At 70.8% G+C, this 19,782-nt stretch carries 18 protein-coding genes; 3 read left to right on the plus strand and 15 right to left on the minus strand.

Annotated features, from left to right (window positions below):
- Positions 1-338 precede the first annotated feature (338 nt).
- Genes ACFWN2_RS07525 through ACFWN2_RS07540 form a run of 4 tightly spaced genes read right to left on the minus strand, consistent with a single transcriptional unit; the run spans position 339 to position 4,863 of the window.
- On the minus strand, positions 339-974 hold the full coding sequence (locus tag ACFWN2_RS07525; protein WP_382425621.1) for an alpha/beta fold hydrolase: 636 nt from the start codon (positions 972-974) through the stop codon (positions 339-341).
- A 9-nt stretch (positions 975-983) separates the two neighbouring features.
- Complete coding sequence (locus ACFWN2_RS07530) at positions 984-3,620, minus strand: FtsX-like permease family protein (protein ID WP_382425623.1); 2,637 nt, start codon at positions 3,618-3,620, stop codon at positions 984-986.
- Positions 3,617-4,321 (minus strand): ABC transporter ATP-binding protein, encoded by a 705-nt coding sequence (locus tag ACFWN2_RS07535; RefSeq protein WP_382425624.1) that lies wholly within the window; start codon positions 4,319-4,321, stop codon positions 3,617-3,619. The genes ACFWN2_RS07530 and ACFWN2_RS07535 overlap by 4 nt, the downstream gene beginning before the upstream one ends.
- The gene (locus tag ACFWN2_RS07540) at positions 4,318-4,863 is read right to left on the minus strand and encodes a PadR family transcriptional regulator (protein WP_382425625.1); all 546 of its coding nucleotides are present in this window, start codon (positions 4,861-4,863) and stop codon (positions 4,318-4,320) included. Before ACFWN2_RS07540 ends, ACFWN2_RS07535 begins: the two co-directional genes overlap by 4 nt.
- A 188-nt stretch (positions 4,864-5,051) precedes the next feature.
- Between ACFWN2_RS07540 and ACFWN2_RS07545 the strand changes: the two genes are divergently transcribed.
- Positions 5,052-5,687, plus strand: a complete 636-nt coding sequence (locus tag ACFWN2_RS07545) for a GNAT family N-acetyltransferase (RefSeq protein WP_382425626.1) — start codon at positions 5,052-5,054, stop codon at positions 5,685-5,687.
- Between the two features lie 120 nt (positions 5,688-5,807).
- On the opposite strand, the gene ACFWN2_RS07550 is transcribed toward ACFWN2_RS07545, so the two are convergent.
- Positions 5,808-6,416: a maleylpyruvate isomerase family mycothiol-dependent enzyme gene (locus tag ACFWN2_RS07550; protein ID WP_382425627.1), complete on the minus strand. Its 609-nt coding sequence runs from the start codon at positions 6,414-6,416 to the stop codon at positions 5,808-5,810.
- Between the two features lie 72 nt (positions 6,417-6,488).
- Here ACFWN2_RS07550 and ACFWN2_RS07555 point away from each other — a divergent pair, with 72 nt between their 5' ends.
- Positions 6,489-6,914: a MarR family winged helix-turn-helix transcriptional regulator gene (locus ACFWN2_RS07555; protein ID WP_382425628.1), complete on the plus strand. Its 426-nt coding sequence runs from the start codon at positions 6,489-6,491 to the stop codon at positions 6,912-6,914.
- A 26-nt stretch (positions 6,915-6,940) separates the two neighbouring features.
- Here ACFWN2_RS07555 and ACFWN2_RS07560 read toward each other — a convergent pair whose 3' ends face one another.
- A complete protein-coding gene (locus tag ACFWN2_RS07560) occupies positions 6,941-8,305 on the minus strand; it encodes a bifunctional phosphatase PAP2/diacylglycerol kinase family protein (RefSeq protein WP_382427409.1) in 1,365 nt (454 codons plus the stop codon).
- A gap of 116 nt (positions 8,306-8,421) precedes the next feature.
- Between ACFWN2_RS07560 and pafA the strand changes: the two genes are divergently transcribed.
- On the plus strand, positions 8,422-9,780 hold the full coding sequence (gene pafA, locus ACFWN2_RS07565; protein ID WP_382425630.1) for a Pup--protein ligase: 1,359 nt from the start codon (positions 8,422-8,424) through the stop codon (positions 9,778-9,780).
- 54 nt (positions 9,781-9,834) lie between these two features.
- Here the strand turns inward: pafA and ACFWN2_RS07570 are convergent, their stop codons facing one another.
- The 9 genes from ACFWN2_RS07570 to ACFWN2_RS07610 form a co-directional block, all read right to left on the minus strand.
- The gene (locus tag ACFWN2_RS07570) at positions 9,835-11,022 is read right to left on the minus strand and encodes a methyltransferase (protein ID WP_382425632.1); all 1,188 of its coding nucleotides are present in this window, start codon (positions 11,020-11,022) and stop codon (positions 9,835-9,837) included.
- Between the two features lie 37 nt (positions 11,023-11,059).
- Complete coding sequence (locus tag ACFWN2_RS07575; protein ID WP_382425633.1) at positions 11,060-12,664, minus strand: FAD-dependent monooxygenase; 1,605 nt, start codon at positions 12,662-12,664, stop codon at positions 11,060-11,062.
- A gap of 66 nt (positions 12,665-12,730) precedes the next feature.
- Positions 12,731-13,564 (minus strand): SAM-dependent methyltransferase, encoded by an 834-nt coding sequence (locus tag ACFWN2_RS07580; RefSeq protein ID WP_382425634.1) that lies wholly within the window; start codon positions 13,562-13,564, stop codon positions 12,731-12,733.
- 20 nt (positions 13,565-13,584) lie between these two features.
- Positions 13,585-14,202 (minus strand): dTDP-4-dehydrorhamnose 3,5-epimerase family protein, encoded by a 618-nt coding sequence (locus ACFWN2_RS07585; RefSeq protein WP_382425636.1) that lies wholly within the window; start codon positions 14,200-14,202, stop codon positions 13,585-13,587.
- A gap of 16 nt (positions 14,203-14,218) precedes the next feature.
- The gene (locus ACFWN2_RS07590; protein WP_382425638.1) at positions 14,219-15,328 is read right to left on the minus strand and encodes a DegT/DnrJ/EryC1/StrS family aminotransferase; all 1,110 of its coding nucleotides are present in this window, start codon (positions 15,326-15,328) and stop codon (positions 14,219-14,221) included.
- Positions 15,325-16,278, minus strand: a complete 954-nt coding sequence (locus ACFWN2_RS07595; RefSeq protein WP_382425640.1) for an NAD-dependent epimerase/dehydratase family protein — start codon at positions 16,276-16,278, stop codon at positions 15,325-15,327. The genes ACFWN2_RS07590 and ACFWN2_RS07595 overlap by 4 nt, the downstream gene beginning before the upstream one ends.
- 1 nt (position 16,279) lies before the next feature.
- The gene (locus ACFWN2_RS07600; protein ID WP_382425642.1) at positions 16,280-17,701 is read right to left on the minus strand and encodes an NDP-hexose 2,3-dehydratase family protein; all 1,422 of its coding nucleotides are present in this window, start codon (positions 17,699-17,701) and stop codon (positions 16,280-16,282) included.
- A 15-nt stretch (positions 17,702-17,716) separates the two neighbouring features.
- Positions 17,717-18,535 carry an SAM-dependent methyltransferase gene (locus ACFWN2_RS07605; protein WP_382425644.1) on the minus strand — a complete coding sequence of 273 codons (819 nt, stop codon included), beginning with the start codon at positions 18,533-18,535 and terminating at the stop codon, positions 17,717-17,719.
- Positions 18,532-19,782, minus strand: a complete 1,251-nt coding sequence (locus tag ACFWN2_RS07610) for a cytochrome P450 (RefSeq protein ID WP_382425646.1) — start codon at positions 19,780-19,782, stop codon at positions 18,532-18,534. The genes ACFWN2_RS07605 and ACFWN2_RS07610 overlap by 4 nt, the downstream gene beginning before the upstream one ends.

Here is a 19,782-nt window from a genome sequence, read left to right on the forward strand (position 1 = left end):
CGGGCCACACCTGGTCAGGGGTGTCAAGCGGACGAAAAGCGTGTCCGCTTGACACCCCTGACCAGGTGCAGCAAGAGCTATGGCGCGACTCGTGATGGGACCCCACCGCCTGGCCAGCTTGCTAAGGACGGCTCGCCTGCGGCATCGCACCGATCATGCGACTCGCCTTCGGCATCGCACCGATCATGCGACTCGCCTCCGGCATCGCACCGATCATGCGGCTCGCCTCCGGCATCGCGCGATCCCCGACCGCTTGCCTTCGTTTCGCCCTGCCGGAGTGTCAGACCTGCTCTGTACGTTGGGTCGCGGGGGACCTTCCTGCGAAGGGGACCCTTGCGTCAGCGTGCGTACGCCGCCAGCAGGGTTGCCAGTTCGTCCGGTTTGCTCAGTGAGGCGCAGTGGCCCGCCGCCAGCTCCACCGGCACCACGCCGTCCAGGCGGTCTGCGATCACCTTGCGCATGAAGGCCGGGGTGAAGAAGCGGTCCTCTGTGCACAGGATGAAGTGCGTTGGCACGTCTGGCCACTTGCTCAGGGGCCACGGCTTCGCCATCGGGGCCTCGGCCATGCCTCGTTCCCGTTTCTGCGCCTCCGCTGCCAGGTCTGGTGGGACGTCGTGGAAGAACGCGTCCTCCAGGCCTGGGTCCTCGTAGCCCGTGTTGTCCCACCAGTCGCCCGGTGCCTCGCCTGGGCTCGGGATCATGGCTGACACCAGGACCAGTGCTGAGGCGTTGAGGCGTTCTGCTGCCAGTGGGGCCGGGAAGCCGCCGAAAGAGTGGCCGACCACCACCACGTCCTCTGTGGACGGGAGGGCCTCGATGAGGGTGGTGGCCCAGTCCGTCAGGTCCTTGTCCTCGTCTTCGATCGGGAGGTCGGGGGCGACTGCTGTGTGGCCCTTGGCCTGCAAGGCTTGTACTACCAGGTGCCACGACCAGCCCACGTCGCCTCCGCCGTGCGCTATCACGAAGGTCGTCATCTGTGCAGCCTATTCGCGTCGTTCGATCGGGAGGCGGGATCTGGTGAAGAGGGCCGCGCCCAGCATGGCCACCGCTGGGACCAGCAGTAGTGAGATCGCCATGTTCGGCCACGGGATGGTCAGCGGGTTCAGTTCTGGTTGGGGCCAGATGTTCGCGTAGCCGACGTTGAGGGCGGCTAGCAGTGCTAGGGCTGAGGCTGCGCCTGCCGCTGTGCCCAGGAGGCCGCCCAGGCCCGCGATCACGCCTGCCTGGCTGAGGGACAGGAGTTTGCGGAGGGTCGGGGTGGCGCCCACCGCCGCGAGGGTCGTCAGGTCTCTTCGGCCGTCTGCTGCTGCCAGGCCAGTGGCCAGGGCCGCGGCCGCCAGGGTGATCAGGCCTGCCACCAGGCCGAGGATGCTCAGGGCCTGTTGTACGTCGGACTCCGTTGGACGGTCCACGTGCACCTCGTACTCGCCGCCGAGGGCTGCTGTCAGGGCGTCCTGTTCTTGTTCTGTGGGCATGCGGGTCGTGGTGGCGTACGTGATGAACGTGGACACGCCGAAGCCCAGGGCGTGTGCGGTTTCCTCAGTCATCACGGCCAACGGGGCCGGGTGGCGTTGTGGTGTGGCGTGGCCTGGGGCCGGGATCGTGGTGGCCTGCGGGCCGGTGGCGAGAAGGACCTTGCCGTTGGAGAGCAGGGCGGGGTTGTTGACGACGATCTTGCCGTCGCGGAGTGCCTGTTGGGCCGCTGGTACGTCCTCCGGGGTCAGGTGGAGCAGGGACTGGACGGCTTCTGGCTTCGCGACGACGAGGAAGCCGTCCGGGGTGGTGTAGGTGCCGTAGTAGCGGTGGGTCTTGCCCACGCCGGCGCAGCGGGTGTCGGTGAGGGCGGACGCCTGTTCTGCTTCTGTGGGTTCTCTGCGCAGGACGTCGTGTGTGTACGGGCATTCGCGGTCCGCCGGTGGGCGGATGTGGGCGAAGCACTGGCCGCCGTCGCACGCGGGGAGCTTGAGCTCGTGGGTTTCGGCTGCCGGGGTGGTGTTGCGGATGGCGTTGGCCACCGCGGCGGGGATGGGGGTGGTGCCGGGTTTCGAGAGGTCGTCCAGGCGGAAGACGCTGACGTCGCCCATGTTTCCCGCCAGCTGGCCCGCCTCCTGCTCGGCCTGGGAGGTCAGCATGACGCTGACGGCCACCGCGCCGATGACCGCGGCCATGACCGCCGAGATCGCGGGGGCCGCCGCCGTGCGGTTGCGGGAGGCGTCGCGCAGGGCGATGCGCAGTGCCACCGGGAGCCAGCGGCCTGCCTTCGCGAGCAGGCCCAGCAGCGACGGGGTGCAGAGGACCAGGCCCACCTCGGTGAGGATCAGGGCGATCAGGATGCCGACGAACCACATCTGGATCGCGCTGAGGACGCCCACGGCCACGCCCGCCGCGACGAGCGTGAGGCCCAGGACCAGCCAGCGGCGGCGGGAGCGGGTGATGCCTCGTCTGCCTGCCAGGGCCGTCACCACGTCCTGGCGGGACGAGATCCACGCCGGGACGAGCGCGGCCAGCACGCCGGTGACGATCGCCAGCAGTGCCAGGGCGGCCAGTGCGGACGGGAAGAAGCGCTGGGCGCCGAAGCGTTCTGCCAGGAGCCATTCGACCAACGGGCGGGCGGCGGCCGCGGTCGCGACGCCGAGGACCACCCCGCCCAGTGCGGCCAGCGTGCCCATGACCACGCCGTCCGCCAGGACGATGCGGCGGACGTGCGCGGGGGAGCCGCCGACCGCCGCCACCAGGGCCAGGTCGCGTTTGCGGCGGCGGGTGCCCACGGCCATCGCCGAGCCCGCCAGCAGTGCCATCTCCAGCACGGCCAGGCCCGCCACCAGGACGAGGATCTCGGCGCCCAGTTGGTTGGAGTCGGGGAACTCCGGGTACTGCTCGGAGGCGGGTGGGAGATCGCGGAACACGGCGCGGGAGAGGGCCGCGACGCCGGACTTGTTGAGCTCCTTGACCTTCGACCACGGCAGCGGTGTCGTCACCAGCCAGGAGCGGTCGGTCTGCTCGAACGTGCCGGGCAGCGCGACGACGGTCGTGTTGTCGAGCCGGTCCGGTTCCTCGATCACGCCGACGACGGTGAACGTGCGGTCGTCCTCGGTGGTGAGGCTGCCGCCCAGCGTGGCGCCGGTGCGGTCCATCGCCTTGCGGGACAACGCGATCTCGCTGCCGGTGGTGGCGGGACGGCCCTCCAGCACGGTGATCATGCCGTGGGTGAGCGGGTTGTTCAGGTCGAGCATGCGGACTCCCGCGCGGCCGACGCCCGCCGTGGTGCGGATGTTGACGCCGCCGCGTTCGACCGGGACCAATTCGGTGCCGGGGAGCAGGGCGCGGAGGCGTTCCTCGGACGGGGCCGCGCCTTCGGTGTTCGTGGTCGGGATCGCGAAGTCCCTGGTCGGTTGCTGGATGACCGGGCCGCGGTACGGCCAGCTGACCAGGGCCTCGGCGGCGCCCATGCGGCGGGCGGCGTCCTCGTCCGGGGTGAGGGTGGTGGAGTCGTGGACGGTCGCGGTGAACGTCAGCGCGGCCACCGGGACCGCGATGAGGGCGATGACCAGCGCCGAACGGCCGGCGGACCGGCGGGCCTCCCGCGAGGCGATGCGCAGTGCTGCGCGCCATCCGCTCACGGCGTGCTCAGCAGTTCTTCTGGCTGGTCGCGGGACGAGACGTCGACGACGACGCCGTCGCGCAGGAAGACCACGCGGTCCGCCCAGGCGGCGTGGCGGGCGTCGTGCGTGACGAGGACGGCGGCGGCTCCGGAGTCCACTTTGGAGCGGAGCAGGCGCAGCACCGTCTCGCCGGTGCGGGAGTCGAGGGCGCCGGTCGGTTCGTCGGCCAGCACGAGGCGGCGCTCGCCGATCAGGGCGCGGGCGATGGCGACGCGCTGCTGCTGGCCGCCGGACATCTCGTCGGGGAACCGGTCGGCGTAGCCGTCCAGGTCCACTTCGGACAGTGCCTTCTCGGCCTGCTGGCGGGACTTGCGGACGCCGTCGAGATCGAGAGGGAGCGCGACGTTCTCGGCGGCGGTGAGGCTCGCGATGAGGTTGAGGTCCTGGAAGACGTACCCGATCCGCTTGCGGCGCCAGGCGGCGAGCTGCTTGCGGGACAACGACTGCAGGCTCGTGCCGTCGACCAGCACCTGGCCGCTCGTCGGGCTGTCGAGGCCGCCGCAGAGGTTCAGCAGCGTCGACTTGCCGGACCCGGACGGGCCCATGACGGCGACGAGCTCGCCGGGGGCGACGGTGAGGGAGATGCCGTTGAGGGCGGTGACCGCCGTCTCGCCGGTGCCGTGGATCCGGTGGACGTCGCGTAACTCAAGCGCGGTCATCTCGGCACCTCGATGTCCGTCGTCTCGGGTGCGGGCCGCGGTTCGTAGCGCAGCAGGCTCGACTCGCAGTGGTCGAGCCAGCGCAGCTCGGCCTCGGCCTGGAAGATCATCGCGTCGAGCACCAGCAGCCACGGCAGGTCGCCCGGCTGGGTCTTGAGCCGCGTGTACTCCTGCAACGTGCGCATCGTGGCCGTGCGCTGGGTCATCACGACCTTGGCGACGTCGACGCCCGGTGTGGTGATCGCCAGGGCGAGCTTGATCGCCACCTCGTCGCGCGGCCGGTCGCCGCGCTGCACGGGCGTGGCGAACCACTTCTTCAGCTCGGCGCGGCCCGTCGTGGTGATCTCGTAGGGCCGCTGGCCCTCGTTCTCGGGCAGCGCGGCCACCAGGTCGTCGCGCTCCAGGCGCGACAACGTCGTGTAGACCTGCCCGATGTTCAACGGCCACGTGCCGCCGGTGGCCGAGTCGAACGCCACTCGCAGCTGGTAGCCGTACATGGGCCCGCGCTCCAGCAGCGCGAGCAGACCGTGTTTGACCGACATACCTACTGAGTATGCATACCGAGTATGTTCCTGGCAAACGGTGACGGCGAAACACGCGTGCGAGCCGGGCTTGCATCCGGAACCCTGGTGGGTGCCGGGTGGACGAGGCGAGGTGGGGAAGCGTGGTCGGCGCCGCGCGCGGGAGAACGGGAAGGCTGAGCTTGCTGGGGGCGTGGGAGAGACCCGAGGTGCGCCGTGATCCGGGACGGCAGGAGGTCCGCGACTACGAGCAGGCGGACGAGCCGTCGTGGCTGCGCTGCCGGGTGCTCGGGTTGCTGGGAACGACCTGCTACGACGACGTCTGGCCGGCCAAGCGCCGCGCCGACCTGGAACTCGTCGCGGTCGGCGGTGAGGTGACCTGTGGCGGGGTGGCCGGTGGTGAGGTGGCCTGTAGTGGGGTGGCTGGTGGTGGGGTAGCCGGTGGTGGGGTGACCGGCGTGCTCGACGTGTCGGTGCCGGGGGAGGAGGCGACGGTCGAGACCGTCGTCGTGCACCCGGACCACCGGGGGCGGGGGATCGCAACGGCGTTGCTGGCTGAGGCCGTGCGGCGGCTGGAGCGGTGCGGTGTGCGCCGGGTCGACGCGTGGACGCGCGAGGACGAGCCGGCGCTGAAGTGGTTCGCGCGCAACGGGTTCGTCGAGGACTGCCGGTATCTGCAGGTGTACGCGTCGCCCGCCGAGGTCGGCACGGTGCTGAGCGCGAAGTACGGGCTGGAGCCGGTGGGAGCGTTCCTGCACGCCCGGATCGAGCGGGAAGCCGAGATGCGCCAGCGGTTCGAGCGGGTGCACGTGTGCCGGAGGATGGTGCGCGAGCTCGGGGGGTGATGCCGGGAGAGCGCGAGTTCGGGTGTGACCGGCTGGGGGGCGCGAACTCGGGTGTGATGCCGGGAGGGCGCGAAGTCGGGGCGTGACGCCGTGGGTGGGCCGCGACCTCGGGCCGTGGGCTCAGGCCGTGATGCCGGTGAGACGCGGGATCGTCGCGGTGCGCCCGGCGAGCAGCATGACCAGCGCCTCGATCGGCCCGCTGATCTCGGCGCCCTCGCCGGCGGCCCAGTCGGTGTCGGTGGCGACCAGCCGGTGTCCGGCGAGGCGGCGGCGCGCGTGGAACGGGAAACCCATGCGCCACAGGTCGTCGGCCGCGACCACGGCGGCGTCCAGGGGCATGTGGCGCTCGATGCCCAGCGGCACGGCGATGTCCTGGGTGTGGACCAACGTGTCCATCAGCGCGTTCTTCAGTGTCTGGCCGGGGGCCAGGCGGTGGAGTCCGACGGCGCCGCGCAGTTCCGCGACGAGGTCGGCGGGTGGTCTGCGTGCCTCGTCTCGTGCGGTCTGGTCGACCATGCGGTTGAAGCTGCCGCGGGCCCGCACGAACGCCCTGAACGCCGTGCCTGCCTTGATGCGGTGTGCCAGCGACAGGTGGGCGGCCACCTCGCGCACCGTCCAGCCCGCGCACAGCGACGGGTGTGACCACTGCTCGTCGGTGAGGCCGGTGAGCAGGTCCGCCGTGGCCGCGCGTTCGGAGTCGATCGTCTGCCAGGTTCTCGTCTCGTCCATGGCCGGGCTCCCTTGATTTAGTTCGAGAGGCTGACTACTTTAGTCAGAGGATCTGACCAGAACAAGGGGGCCGTGCGAGTGAACATCGGGCTGCTGCTCTTCATCCCGAACCGCGACGTGGAGAACCGCGTGCTGGCGGCGGTCAACGCGGCGGGCTTCGAGGTGACGCAGGCGCAGGCGCGGGTCTTCATGCGCGTCGGCGCGGACGGGTCGCGGCTCACGGAGCTCGCCGAGGCGGCTCAGGTGACCAAGCAGACCGCCGGGTTCCTGGTGGACCAGCTCGTGAAGGCCGGGTACGTCGAACGGGTGCCCGATCCGGCGGACGGCCGGGCGCGGCTCGTGAAGGTCACCGAGAAGGCGCTGGGGGCTGTGCCCGTCGCGAACGCGGAGCTGGCCAAGATCGAGGCGGAGTGGGAGCGGCACCTCGGCAGGCGCCGCATGGCGCAGTTGCGGGAGGCGCTGGAGATGCTCGGTGAGATCACCGACCCGTACCGCTGAGCTGCGGTACGGGTCGGCGCCGGTGGTCAGGGGCGGTAGATGCCCAGGGCCGCCGCCCGCGAACGGAACTTGAAGTGGTTGGCCCGCTCGCGGACCTCGCCGTCGGTCGCGATCGAGATGGGCGCGCCGTGCACCTCGACGTTCAGCGAGGCCACCTCGAAGTGCTTGTACATGCGCGAGTGCTCCAGGGCGCCGAGCAGCGCGCCCAGGAAGAACCTGGTCCGCGAGTACTTCCGGTCCGCCCGGACGTACCGGACGTCGAGCAGGCCGTCGTCCAGGCGCGGGCGCATGGTCGGCGCGAAGCCCTTCGGCCGGTACGGGCCGTTGCCCACGAACAGCATCCACACCAGGTGCTTGTCGCCGTCGATGGTCATGTGCAGCGGCTTGGCGCGCTGCAGGACGCGGAACATCGCGATCGCCGCCGCCGGCCACTTGCCCCAGCGCTTCTCCAGCTTCTCGCGGATCCGCACCATGTCCGGGTAGCCGCCCAGCGAGGCCGTGTTCACGAACCACTGGTCGTTGACCTGCGCCAGGTCGACCCGCACGCCCACGCCGTCGGCTACCGCCTGCGCCGTGTCGTGCAGCCCGGTGATGCCCACGTCCCGCGCGAAGTGGTTCAGCGTGCCGGACGGGATGAGCACCATCGGCAGGTCGCGCTCGGCGGCCACGGCGGCCACCGCGGCGACGGTCCCGTCACCGCCGGCCACGCCCAGCGCCTTCGCGTCGGGCAGGTCGTCGAGCTCCTCGACCGACACGACCTGCGCCTTCGGCCACTCCTCCGTGATCAGCGGCGTCGGGTCGGGGCCGAACCCGGAGAACGGGTTGACGACCACGACCAGGCCGTCGCCGTCCTGCAGCGACGTCAGGTCTGCGTGCTCGTAGGCCGACGCGGGCTCGTTCATCCCGAGCGGCCACCACCGGCGCGTCAGGAACGCGGCACCGACACCGACGGCCGCGCCTGCCGCGACATCCGACGGCCAATGAACGCCCGTGTGCACGCGTGAATAAGCCACGGCGGCGGCGATCGGCGCCACCACAACGCCCGCTCTGGGCGATTCCATGGCCACGGCCGTGGCGAAAGCGGCCGCTGACGCGGAGTGACCGGACGGGAATGACGACGACGTCGGACGTTTGGACAGGCGGCGGTCCATCCCGATCAGATCCGCGGCGGGGCGGCGGCGCGGGAAAAGTGACTTCCCGACCAGGTTCGCGCTGGCAGAGGCCCCGGCGATGGCCGCGAGCCCTCTCAGCGCGCCACGCCGGAACGGCCCTTTCCCCGTTGCCAGAATTGCCGCGATGACGAACCACAGCACGCTGTGGTTGGCGGCTTTCGAAAGCCTCTTCAAACCCCTGTCGAGCCTGCTCGGAGGCAGTCCGGCCGAGGAGCCCATGAGCTTCTTGTCGAGAGCGCTGACCCGTTTCCACACACCTCCGACACTAAACCGCAACCGGCGTGCCGCCCGAACGGATCACCCTGCTCCGCCGTGAAGTCGCCTACTGTTGAGGGATGCAGCGGCGGATCTTCGGCATTGAGACAGAATTCGGGGTGACCTGCACCTTCCACGGGCAGCGTCGTCTGTCCCCGGACGAGGTCGCGCGGTACTTGTTCCGCCGGGTCGTCTCCTGGGGGCGTTCTTCCAACGTCTTCCTGCGCAACGGCTCCCGGCTCTACCTGGACGTCGGCTCTCACCCGGAGTACGCCACGGCCGAGTGCGACGACCTGGCCCAGCTCGTCACGCACGACAAGGCGGGTGAGCGGATCCTCGAGGACCTGCTCGTCGACGCCGAGCGCAGGCTCGCCGACGAGGGCATCGGCGGCGACATCTTCCTGTTCAAGAACAACACCGACTCGGCGGGCAACTCCTACGGCTGCCACGAGAACTACCTGGTCGCACGGGCCGGCGAGTTCTCCCGCATCGCGGACGTGCTGCTGCCGTTCCTCGTCACCCGCCAGCTGATCTGCGGCGCCGGCAAGGTGCTGCAGACCCCGCGCGGCGCCGTGTACTGCCTCTCGCAGCGCGCCGAGCACATCTGGGAGGGCGTGTCGTCGGCGACGACCAGGTCCCGCCCGATCATCAACACCCGCGACGAGCCGCACGCCGACGCCGAGCGCTACCGGCGCCTGCACGTCATCGTCGGCGACTCGAACATGTCCGAGGTGACGACGCTGCTGAAGGTCGGCAGCGCGAACCTGGTGCTGGAGATGATCGAGCAGGGCGTCCAGTTCCGGGACTTCTCGCTGGACAACCCGATCCGCGCGATCCGCGAGATCTCCCACGACCTGACGGGCCGCCGCACGGTGCGCCTGGCGGGCGGCAAGGAGGCCTCGGCGCTCGACATCCAGCGCGAGTACTTCGAGAAGGCCGTCGAGCACTGCGCCAAGCGCTCGCCGGACCCCATGGCCGACCGCGTCCTCGAACTGTGGGGCCGCACGCTCGACGCCGTCGAGTCGCAGGACCTCACCAAGATCGACCGCGAGATCGACTGGGCCATCAAGAACCGCCTGATGGAGCGGTACATGGCCAAGCACAACATGGACCTGTCGAACCCGCGCATCGCCCAGCTCGACCTCGCCTACCACGACATCCGCCGCGGCCGGGGCATCTTCGACCTGCTGCAGCGCAAGGGCCAGGTCGAGCGGGTGACCGACGACGGCGAGATCGAGGCCGCCAAGGACACCCCGCCGCAGACCACGCGGGCCAAGCTGCGCGGTGACTTCATCGCCGCCGCGCAGGCCGCCGGTCGCGACTTCACCGTCGACTGGGTGCACCTGAAGCTGAACGACCAGGCGCAGCGCACGGTGCTGTGCAAGGACCCGTTCCGGGCGGTCGACGAGCGCGTGGAGCGCCTCATCTCCTCGCTCTAGACGACAGACGACGAGGGGCGCGCTCCGGCCTGGAGCGCGCCCCTCGTCGCGTTTCTAGCGTGCGACCGCTTCGAACAGGTACAGCGAATCAGTCGCCGTCGACGCGCGGTACTCCAGCCCGGCCCGTTCGAACAGGCCCGCGTACTCGGCCTCGGTGCGCGCTCTTGGCTGCCGAACAGCACGAACATGCCCATGTCGGCCATCGCGGTGTACGCGTCGGGCGAACCGGGCCGGGCGGCGCGCACAGGACCGAAGGATCCGCACGCAGTCCTCGTCACCCCAGTTGTGCAGGACGAACCGCAGCAGGTAGAGGTCCGCGCCCTCGGGAACGGCGGTCAGCGCGTCCCCGGCGACGGTCTCGCAGCGCGACGCGAGCGGGTCGCTGACCAGCTCGGGCAGGGCGTCGGCGATGACCCCCTCCACGTCGAACAGCACGCCGTGCAGCTCAGGGCGGGCGCGCAGGACGTCCCTCAGCAGCGCGCCTCGGCCGCCACCGACGTCGACCACGAGGCCGGTCGCGGGCAGGCCCAGCGCGGCGATCACGTCGCCGTTGTCCTCCTCGGTCGCGTTGCTCATCGCCTGGTGGAAGTCGGCGGCCTGCTCGGGGTCGTGCTCGCTGACGTAGCTGTAGAAGTCGGTGCTGTGCACGACCGCGAACGGGCCGCGGCCCTCCTTCGTGGCGGCCGCCAGGTTGCTCCAGGCCTGCCACGAGGCGTCGTTCTTGAGGTCCTGGGTGAGGATGCGGCCCACCGGGTGCGTGGAGCACATCGTCCGCGAGAGCGCCGTGTGCGCGTACCGACCGTCATCGGTCGGTGCGAACACACCGGTGCTCGCCAAGGCCGCCAGCAGCCTGCTGAGCACGCCGGAATCGGTGCCCGTGCGCGCGGCGAGGTCCGCCGCGGAGAGGGCTCGTCCTCCAGCACGTCCGCGAGGTCGAGCAGCACCGCCGCGCGCAGCAGGTGCGCCGAGCGCAGCAGCACGAGCATCCGGCTGACCGCGTCGTCCGCCGGAGGTCCTTCGTGGGTCCGCGTCATCTCGTTGCTCCTGGCCGGCGGGGTGCAGGACGACGGGCCCGTCCAGGTCGTCCAGCAGCGCCCCGGCGAGCTTCGCGACCCGCTCACCCCAGTCCGGGACCTTGCGGGCGCGAAGAACCTCGCGTGCAGCTGCCGGGTCCGGGTGCTCCTCGCCCTCGCTCATCACCATCGCCTTGGCGACCTCGGCGCGCGGCTGGGCGTCGGGCACCGCATCCACTCCGGTGCGAGCGCCTCCAGCGGTTCCCTCACCCGTTCGCCCCGCGCACCGTGTCCACGAGGGTGGCCGGGTCGTCCGGCAGGGCGTCGCCCCGCCACGCGACGTGACCGTCCGGCCGGACCAGGACGAACGACCGCTCGTAGAGCTTGACCAGGTCTTCCGCTCCGCCGTGGACGGTCAGCGGCACGCCACGTGCGGCGAACGCGGCCTGGAAGCCCGCAAGCCGTTCGTCCTCGGCGAACCGGAGCAGGACGAAGCCGTCGCCGAAGAGGTCGAGCGTCGACGTCGTGCTGTCCCACCACGCGTGTGCCGCCCGCCTGCCCGGTTCACCGCCGGGACGCCAGGCCGCGTCCGGCACGGTGATCTCCTCGGACTGGCCGGGATCGTCGACGATCACCGGCGACCGGTAGCGGAGTCCGAAGTGGATCTCCGGCGCGTCGAACTCCCGGTGCGCGCCGCTGGAGGCTAGCCGTTCGGCCATGGCCCTGCGGGCTCCTTCGCCGCCGGGGCTGTCGAGGTCGATGTCCTGCGGCACCTCGCGGTCCATCGTGCGCCGCAGGTTCACGTTCGCCTCGTTCAGGCTCGCCTCGGCGATCGGCCTGCGCTCGGCCTCGTAGCTGTCGAGCAGGCCCGGTCCCGCCCAGCCGCCGAGCGTGGCGGCGATCTTCCAGCCGAGGTCGGCCGCGTCGGCGATGCCGGTGTTCAGGCCGAAACCGCCGGAGGGGGACAGGGTGTGCGCGGAGTCGCCCGCGAGGAACACCCTGCCGTGCCGGTAGCGGTCGGCGACGCGGTGCGTGAGGTGCCAGTCGCCGTCGCTGAGCACCTCGACCGGGGTGTCGAACGCGATGGCGTCGCGGATCAGCTCCAGCGCGTCTGTCCTCTCCGCGGACTCGTCCTGGACGCCGACCACCATGTTGAACAACGCGTCGCCGTCCAGTGAGCGCAACGGGAAGCGCAGCACGGGCGAGCGGACGAGGAAGTGCACCAGCGCGGTGTCGGCACCGAGCTTTGCCCGCAGTTCCGGGGCGCGGAACAGGATGTTGCGGAAGATCTGGGGCTGGAAGCGCGCAGGGGAGTCGATGCCGCACGCCTGCCGGATCGGGGACGACGCGCCGTCGCACGCGACCAGGTACCGGGCCTGGACCTCCGTCTTCGCGCCGGTTTCCAGATCGGTCAGCACGGCGTGCACGTGGTCGCCGGTCTGCGTCACGTCGCTGAGCGAGGTCCGCAGCCGCAACGGTGCCCCGGTCGCCCTGGCCAGCACGGGGTTGAGCCAGTGCGCCGGGCAGATCTGGTCGGGTTCGGGGGTGTGCTGGAACACCGGCCGGTCGGCGGCGGTGCCCCGGCGGTAGCGGTGCAGCTCGTACCCGCCGATCTTGGTGACCCAGGCGATGTCGAGCGGGTGGTCCGCAGGCCACCCCGCGCCGCGGATCGCGTCCGCGAGTCCCCAGCGCCGGAACAGTTCCATCGACCGGGGGCCGATCGTGCTCACCTTGGGGTGGCGCACCGCGCCGTCGCCGGCCTCGGCCACCACGCAGTCGATGCCGCGGTGCGCCAGGTCGATCGCCAGTGCCATCCCGACCGGGCCGCCACCCGCGATCAGGACGTCGGTCCGCTCAGTGTTGCCTGTCATCGCGTGCGCGCCCTTCGTCGGAAACGAGGGCAGGGCGGCCGGAACCGCCCTGCCGCTTCAGTGCGTTCAGGGACGGACGGCCACGGCCAGCAGGCAGCCGAAGTCGTCGGCACCGGTCAGGTCGCCCGGCTTGAACGCGTCGTCGGAGAACTCGAAGTTGCCCTCGTCCATCGCCACGGGCCGCTCGTCGAAACCGGCCAGCTTCTCGATCTCGTCGGCCAGGCGCAGCGTGCTCTGCTCGGTGATGTCGGTGATGTTGTGCAGCCGCAGGCCCGCCCGGTGCAGCATCGGGACGTAGTCGTCGATGTCGGCCGTGGTGCACATGAGGTCGCGGCAGAACTTGTCGATGCCGGGGCTGCGCACCTCCTTGCGCGGGTAGCGGTCGAAGATGTCGGTCAGCACGACCCGGCCGCCGGGCTTGAGGACGCGGAAGATCTCGCGGAAGACCTGGTCGCGGTCGGGGATGTGGCAGATCGACTCCAGCGCCATCACCGCGTCGAACGACTGGTCGGCGAACGGCAGGTTCATCGCGTCGGCGTGCTCGAACACGGCCCTGGCGGCGAGACCGCGCTCGGCCGAGAGCTTGTTGGCGGTCTTGATCTGCTCCGCGCTGATGCTGACGCCGGTGACCCGTGCGCCGGTCTTGTCCGCCAGCCGCAGGCCAGGGCCGCCCACACCGCAGCCCAGGTCGAGCACGTGCGACTTCTCGCTCACCTTGAGGTGCCCGATGAACACGTCGGTCAGCGCGTCCATCGCCTCGTCGATCGTGGCGGTGGACTCCGGCGAGTCCCAGTAGCCGATGTGCACGTTGGTGTTGAAGCTGCCGTCGCGCATCGCGCTCAGGGTCAGCTTGTCGTAGAGCGCGCCGACTTCGTGCGGCTGCGGCAAGGTCTGGGTCATGGCGAGCTTCTCCTGGTGGGTCAGAGGGAGGGGACGGTCTGCGTGAGTTCCTGCTCGATCCGCCGGCAGACGTCGTAGTCCGGCAGCAGGCCCTCCTCCGCGGCCTGTGCTAGGCGAATCGCCACACCGTCCCTTTCGGACAGAATGGGCGGGACGTCCTGGGGGATCGGCAGGCCGAGCGCGGGGTCGAGGACGTCGAGGGCCAGTTCGTTCGCCGCGACGTAGGTCGTCGACACCATGTACGACATGACGGTGTTGTCCTGCAGCGCGACGAACGCGTGGCCGACGCCGACCGGGAAGTACATGGTGCGGTGGTGGTCCTGGTCCATCAGCACGGCGTCCCACCTGCCGAACGTGGGCGAGCCGACGCGGATGTCGACGACGATGTCGATCGCCGACCCCGCCGCGCAGTAGACGTACTTGGCGCACCCCGGCGGCGTGGTCGTGTAGTGGATCCCGCGGACCACACCGCGAGCGGAGACGCTGTGGTTCGTCTGCCGCACCGGGAAGAGCGGTGCGCCGTGCGCCTGGGCGAACGCCTCCTCCTGGAACGGCGACAGGAACCGGCCCCGGTCGTCGCCGAACACCTGCGGGCTGAACTCCAGGGCGCCTTCGACTGCGAGCGTGCGGACCTTCATGTGGGCTCCTGCGATCTCAGAGTGCGGCCAGGACTTCGCGCAGCGCGTGGACGACCTTGTCCTGCACGTCGGGCGACAGCGACGGGTACATCGGCAGCGAGAAGATCTCGCCGGCCAGCGCCTCGGTGACGGGCAGCGAGCCGGTGCGCTCGGCGAGGTGCGCGAAGCCGCTCATCGTGTGCGCGGGCCACGGGTAGCTGATGTTCAGGTGGATGTCGTACGACTTGAGGCGCTCGATGATGTCGTCGCGCCGCGGGTGCCGGACCACGTAGACGTAGTAGACGTGCTCGTTGCCCTCGGTGGTGGCCGGCAGCTTGAGGTCGGTGTCCCGCAGACCTTCCACGTACCGTTGCGCGACAGCCCTTCGACCGTCCACATAGGCGTCGAGCCGCGTCAGCTTGCGCCGCAGGATCTCCGCCTGGACCTCGTCGAGACGACTGTTGTGCGCCGGCGTCTGGACCGTGTAGTAGATCTTGTCCATGCCGTAGTAGCGCAGCCTGCGCAGCTGGGCGGCCACGGTGTCGTGCGGGGTCAGCACCGCGCCGCCGTCACCGTAGGCGCCGAGGACCTTGGTGGGGTAGAAGGAGAACGCGGCCGCGTCACCCGTCGAGCCGGCGATCCTGCCGTGCTGACGGGCACCGTGCGCCTGCGCGCAGTCCTCCAGCACGCTGAGCCCGTGCTTGTCCGCGATCGTCTTCACGGCGGCCATGTCGACGCACTGCCCGTAGAGGTGGACCGGCACGATGCAGCGGGTGCGGTCGGTGATCTTCGCCTCGATCTGCGTCGTGTCCATGAGGAAGTCCTCCTCGCGCACGTCGACGAAGACCGGCGTGGCTCCCGCCGCGTCGATCGCGACGACGGTCGGCGCCGCGGTGTTCGACACCGTGATCACCTCGTCGCCCGGCCCGACTCCCAGGGCCTGCAACGCGAGGGTGATCGCGTTGGTGCCGTTGTCGACGCCGACGCCGTGCGGAAGTCCGTGGTAGGCCGCGAACTCCTCCTCGAACCCCTGCACGCTCGCGCCGAGCACGAGTTGCCCGGAGTCGAACACCTTCTCCACCGCGGCCAGGATGTCGAGCCGCTCGGTCTGGTATTCGGCGAGGTAGTCCCAAACGCGCGTGGTCATGGGTGAGCCTTTCGGGCCAGTGCTTCTACGGTTCGGTGGATCCCTTCCCCCAGCGGCATCTCCGGGCGCCAGCCGGTGACGGCCCTGAACGCGGAGGAGTCGATGGTCACGCTGCGGAAGTCGGTCACGGGGGCGTGTGAGGGCGCCTGCACCGACGTCACCTCGACCGGCGGCGCCCCGGTGTGGTCGGACGTCACGGCGGCGATCAGGCGGAACACGTCGCCGAGCGCGTCGCCCCTGCCCGCGCCGAGCAGCCAGTGCCCGCCCGCGAGCTGGTCGGGGTGGTCGAGCGCCGCGGCGAACGCGGCGGCGATGTCGTCGACGTGGACCAGGTCGCGGCGCACGGTGCCGTCGTGCCACATCGTCAGCGGCTGGCCGTCGAGCGCCCTGCGCGCCATCGCGGACACGACACCGCGATCGCCGCCACCGCCCGGTGCGCTCTCCCCGAACACGGTGGGCAGCCGCAGGGTGATGCCCCGCACCCGGCCGGCCGCGGTCGCCTTCTCCAGCAGCTGTTCGGCGCGCAGCTTCTGCCGGTCGTACGCGGTCTCGGGCCTGTCCGGCTCGCTGCCGTCGAGCGGTTCCCGTTGCGGCACACCGACCTGCGAGGCCGCGCCGCCGTAGACGACCACGGTGCCGCTGTCTCCCAGCACGTCGAGCAGGTCCTGCATGACGCCGACGTTGACGCGTTCGGCGGAACCCTCCTCGGCCGCGCGCCACCCGCCGTCGCCGAGCAGCAGGTACACCACGGCGTCCGAGCCGTCGACCGCCTTCGCGAGCGCCTCGCGGTCGGTCAGGTCGGCGGTCACCACCTCGACCTCGGCGGGACCCGGCGGGACCACGGCCGGTTTGCGCGCCACGGCCCGCAGCTGGACTTCTTTCTGCGCCAACGCCTTCAGCACCGCCGAGCCGATGAAGCCCGTAGCGCCGAGCACGGTGATCCTCTTCATGTCACACCACTCCCCGAGGCCAGGCGGAGGCGGCGTTCATGCACGCGAGCAGCGTGCGCGCCTCCACGTTGAGGTAGTGCCCGTGCCGGGCCAGCGTCGTGAGCTGCGCCGGCGTGGCCCAGACGAAGCCGCGCGGCGGTTCGGACGGCACCAGCGAGGGGTCGGCCTCGACGATGAGGTAACGGCACTTGGTGTTCAGGAACCGGCCGCCCTCCTCGGAGTGCACCGCCTCGTACCGGATCCGCGAACGCCCCGCCCGCAGCACCACGTCGAGGAACGGCGGGCGCTCGTCGTGCGGGAGGTGCTCGTAGTTGCGCGGCGTGCACTGGACCGTGGGCGCCAGCTCGACGGTGTCGAGGAAGCCGCCGTCGGCACGGGCGTGCACCAGCACGTGCCGCACACCACCGAAGTCGCGCACCAGGAACGCCGACACGCCCATGTCGACGGACTTCAGCAGCGGCTGGGTCCAGCTGACCTGCTCGCGGTTGCTGCCGTGCACGGCGACTGCCACGACCTGGAAGTACCGGCCGTCCTCGTGCTCGACGGCGTCGGGCCCGCGCTTCCAGCCCTCCACCGACTCCAGCGGGATGCGCGTGGTCCGGATGTCGTGCCGCGCCCGTTCGCCGGTGAACCACGACAGCAGCTGGACGTCGGAGTGCAGCGCGCCGGGATTCGTGTCGTAGTAGGGAAGACAGGACAGAACGCTGCGCGCGTTCATGTTCACCGTCAGGTCCTCGTGCAGCAGCTCCGCGATCTGGCCGAGCGTGAGCCAGCGGAAGTCCTCGTCCTCGGGGATGTCCGCGGTCGTCTCGACGATCATGTTGCGGTTGGACTTGCGGAAGAACCACGACCCCTGCTCGGCCTGCAGCACGTCCACGACGACCTGGTCGCGGTCGAGGTCGACGAAGTGCTCCAGCAGCTTCACGCCCGAACCGCCGTGCGCTCCGGTGTAGTTGCTGCGGGTCGCCTGCACGGTCGGGGACAGCTGCACCAGGTTGGGGTTGCCCGGCTCCATCTTGGCCTGCATCAGGAAGTGCAGGACGCCGTCGATCTCCTTGCACAGGATGCCGAGGATCCCGACCTCGGGTTGCCGGATGACCGGCTGCTGCCACTCGCGGTACGGGCCGTCGCCGTGCGGGCCGTCGTGCTCCACCACGTGCAGGCCCTCGATCGCGAAGAACCGGCCGCTCGCGTGCACGAGGTCCCCGGTGGACTTCACGAAGTGCCACTGGTCGAGGTCGGCGAACGGGACGCGGTCGACGCGCAGGACGTTGGCCTGACGGCGTTCCGCGAGCCAGGCGCGCACGCCGGCGGTGCGCATGTGCGCGCCCTCACGGGTCGCGGCGGACAGGGCGACGCGGTCGGTGTGGGCGGGCCACCCGCGCGGGCGGATGGCGGTGGGCAGGCTCAGGTGGGGCGTCATGGCAGGAACCCCCTTCTACAGCCGTTGTGCGGTGATCAGGACGTAGCCGCTGCTCGGGTTCTCCCCGAACGCCGACATGAGGTTCGCCGCCGTGAGGATCTCCTCGGCCGCGAACGGGGGCAGCGTGGCGGCGATCCCGCGGAACGCCGTGGCGGCGTGCTCGTAGCTCGCCCGCACGTTCTCGCCGACGTCGACGAAGTCGAGCACCTGCCAGCCCGCGCGTTCGAGACCGGACCGGTGCTCCTGCGGGGAGTTGATCCCGGCGATCTCCAGCGTGCGGACCATCCCGGCCAGCACCTCCTCGCCGGCGCCGGTGAACGGCTCGCGCTGGCACAGGTCCGCGATGACGAGCCGGCCTCCCGGCCGCACGAACCGGCGCAGCCGCTGCAACGCGCGGGTCTGGTCGTTCAGGTGCAGCAACGACTCGATGGCGAACACCGCGTCGAACGTGCCGAGATCGGCGGGCAGGTCGGCGGCGTCCGCGAGCTGGAACGCGACGCGGTCCGCCACCTCCGACTCCGCCGCGAGCTCCGTCGCCCTGGTGACCTCCTGCGGCGACACGGTGATGCCGGTGACGTGGACGTCGTGGGTCTGCGCGATGCGCATGGCGGGGAAACCGTTGCCACAGCCCACGTCGAGCACCCGCTGGCCGGGCTGCAGGGCGAGGCGCTCGGCGACCAGGTCGGTCAGCCGGTCGGTCGCGACGGCCATCGGGACGTCCTCGGCGCCGGGGTCCCAGTAGCCCGCGTGGATGTTGCCGCCCAGGGCCTCCGTGGTGCCGGCCTCTGCGAACTGGTCGTACTTGCCGCCGACGGCGTCGGTCTGCGATGTCACGGGTGCGTCCCTCCCGGGCTGGTGGTGGACAGGTCGAGGAGCAGGCGGGCCGGACCGTGGAAGACCATGTCGTCGGCGTACTCGACCCGGTGGTCCGCCTTCTCCCAGCCGGGAAGCCCGTCGAGCAGGGCGTGCAGTCCGATCTCCAGCTCGGCGCGGGCAAGGGTCGCGCCGAGGCAGTAGTGGATGCCGATCCCGAAGCCGAGGTGCCGGTCGGCGGGCCGGTGCACGTCCACGGCGTCCGGTCGCGGGAACCGGGCGTCGTCCCTGTTCGCCGAGCCCAGCAAGGCGATCACGCGGCTGCCGGCCGGAACCGGCACGCCACCGACGACGGTGTCCTCGCGGGCCCATCGCGTCACCGCCTGCACCGGCGGGTCGTGGCGCAGCAGTTCTTCCACGGCGGTGGGCACGAGTTCGGGGTAGTCGCGCAGGTCGGCGAGCAGGTCCGGGTGCGCGCGCAGAGTCAGTGCGGCCTTGGCCAGCGAGTTGGTCGTCGTCTCGTGGCCCGCTGTCATGAGATGGATGCACGTGCCCACCACGCGGTCCGTGCTCAGCGGGGCGCCGTCCTGCCTGATGCCCACCAGCAACGCCAGGAGGTCCTGGTCGCCCGGCTCGCGGCTCGCGGCCTGGTCGCGGAAGTAGTCCGTCAGCTCCCGCGCGGCGACCTCGGCCCTGGTGAACCTGTCGCCCGCGGACCGGGTGGAACTGGCTCCCTGCAACACGACCGCCCGGTCGCGCAGCCACTCGCGGTCGTCGGCGGGGATCCCGAGCAGTTCGCTGATCACCAGGATCGGGAACGGTGCCGCGAACCCCTCGACGAGGTCCACCTGCCGCTGTCCGTCGAGCCGCGCGAGGAGGTTCCGCGCGATCTGGGCGATCCGCGGCCGCAGCGCCGTGACCACCCCGGCGGAGAACTCCTTCTGCAACGGGGAACGCAGCCGGGTGTGCTCGGGCGGGTCCAGGAAGACGAGCCAGTTCTCCACGACCGTGCGCAGGGCGGTGAACTCCGCGGGAACCGGCACGGACGGCACACCGTCCGAAGTGGAGCGCGTCCGTCCGAAGTTCCGGTCGGACAACACCTTCACCACGTCGTCGTAGCCGAAGACGTAGAACGTGCGCGGGCCGTCCTCCGCACCCTCGTGCACGGAACCGGCCTCGCGGTAGCGCCGGTACACCGGGTACGGGTCGGCGATGTCCTCGCGCGGCCAGCCCTGCAGGCTGAACCGCGGCAGCGTCACGGAGCGCAT

Source organism: Lentzea sp. NPDC058436 (assembly GCF_042721515.1).
Classification (GTDB): domain Bacteria; phylum Actinomycetota; class Actinomycetes; order Mycobacteriales; family Pseudonocardiaceae; genus Lentzea.

Excerpts from the sequence above, each read along its gene's own strand:
- ACFWN2_RS07610 (WP_382425646.1), bottom strand. The coding sequence starts at position 19,782 with ATGCGCTCCGTGACGCTGCCGCGGTTCAGCCTGCAGGGCTGGCCGCGC.
- ACFWN2_RS07525 (WP_382425621.1), bottom strand. The coding sequence starts at position 974 with ATGACGACCTTCGTGATAGCGCACGGCGGAGGCGACGTGGGCTGGTCG.
- ACFWN2_RS07580 (WP_382425634.1), bottom strand. The coding sequence starts at position 13,564 with ATGACCCAGACCTTGCCGCAGCCGCACGAAGTCGGCGCGCTCTACGAC.
- ACFWN2_RS07560 (WP_382427409.1), bottom strand. The coding sequence starts at position 8,305 with ATGGGCTCCTCGGCCGGACTGCCTCCGAGCAGGCTCGACAGGGGTTTG.
- ACFWN2_RS07535 (WP_382425624.1), bottom strand. The coding sequence starts at position 4,321 with ATGACCGCGCTTGAGTTACGCGACGTCCACCGGATCCACGGCACCGGC.
- ACFWN2_RS07595 (WP_382425640.1), bottom strand. The coding sequence starts at position 16,278 with ATGAAGAGGATCACCGTGCTCGGCGCTACGGGCTTCATCGGCTCGGCG.
- pafA (WP_382425630.1), top strand. The coding sequence starts at position 8,422 with ATGCAGCGGCGGATCTTCGGCATTGAGACAGAATTCGGGGTGACCTGC.
- ACFWN2_RS07600 (WP_382425642.1), bottom strand. The coding sequence starts at position 17,701 with ATGACGCCCCACCTGAGCCTGCCCACCGCCATCCGCCCGCGCGGGTGG.
- ACFWN2_RS07540 (WP_382425625.1), bottom strand. The coding sequence starts at position 4,863 with ATGTCGGTCAAACACGGTCTGCTCGCGCTGCTGGAGCGCGGGCCCATG.
- ACFWN2_RS07575 (WP_382425633.1), bottom strand. The coding sequence starts at position 12,664 with ATGACAGGCAACACTGAGCGGACCGACGTCCTGATCGCGGGTGGCGGC.
- ACFWN2_RS07550 (WP_382425627.1), bottom strand. The coding sequence starts at position 6,416 with ATGGACGAGACGAGAACCTGGCAGACGATCGACTCCGAACGCGCGGCC.
- ACFWN2_RS07590 (WP_382425638.1), bottom strand. The coding sequence starts at position 15,328 with ATGACCACGCGCGTTTGGGACTACCTCGCCGAATACCAGACCGAGCGG.
- ACFWN2_RS07585 (WP_382425636.1), bottom strand. The coding sequence starts at position 14,202 with ATGAAGGTCCGCACGCTCGCAGTCGAAGGCGCCCTGGAGTTCAGCCCG.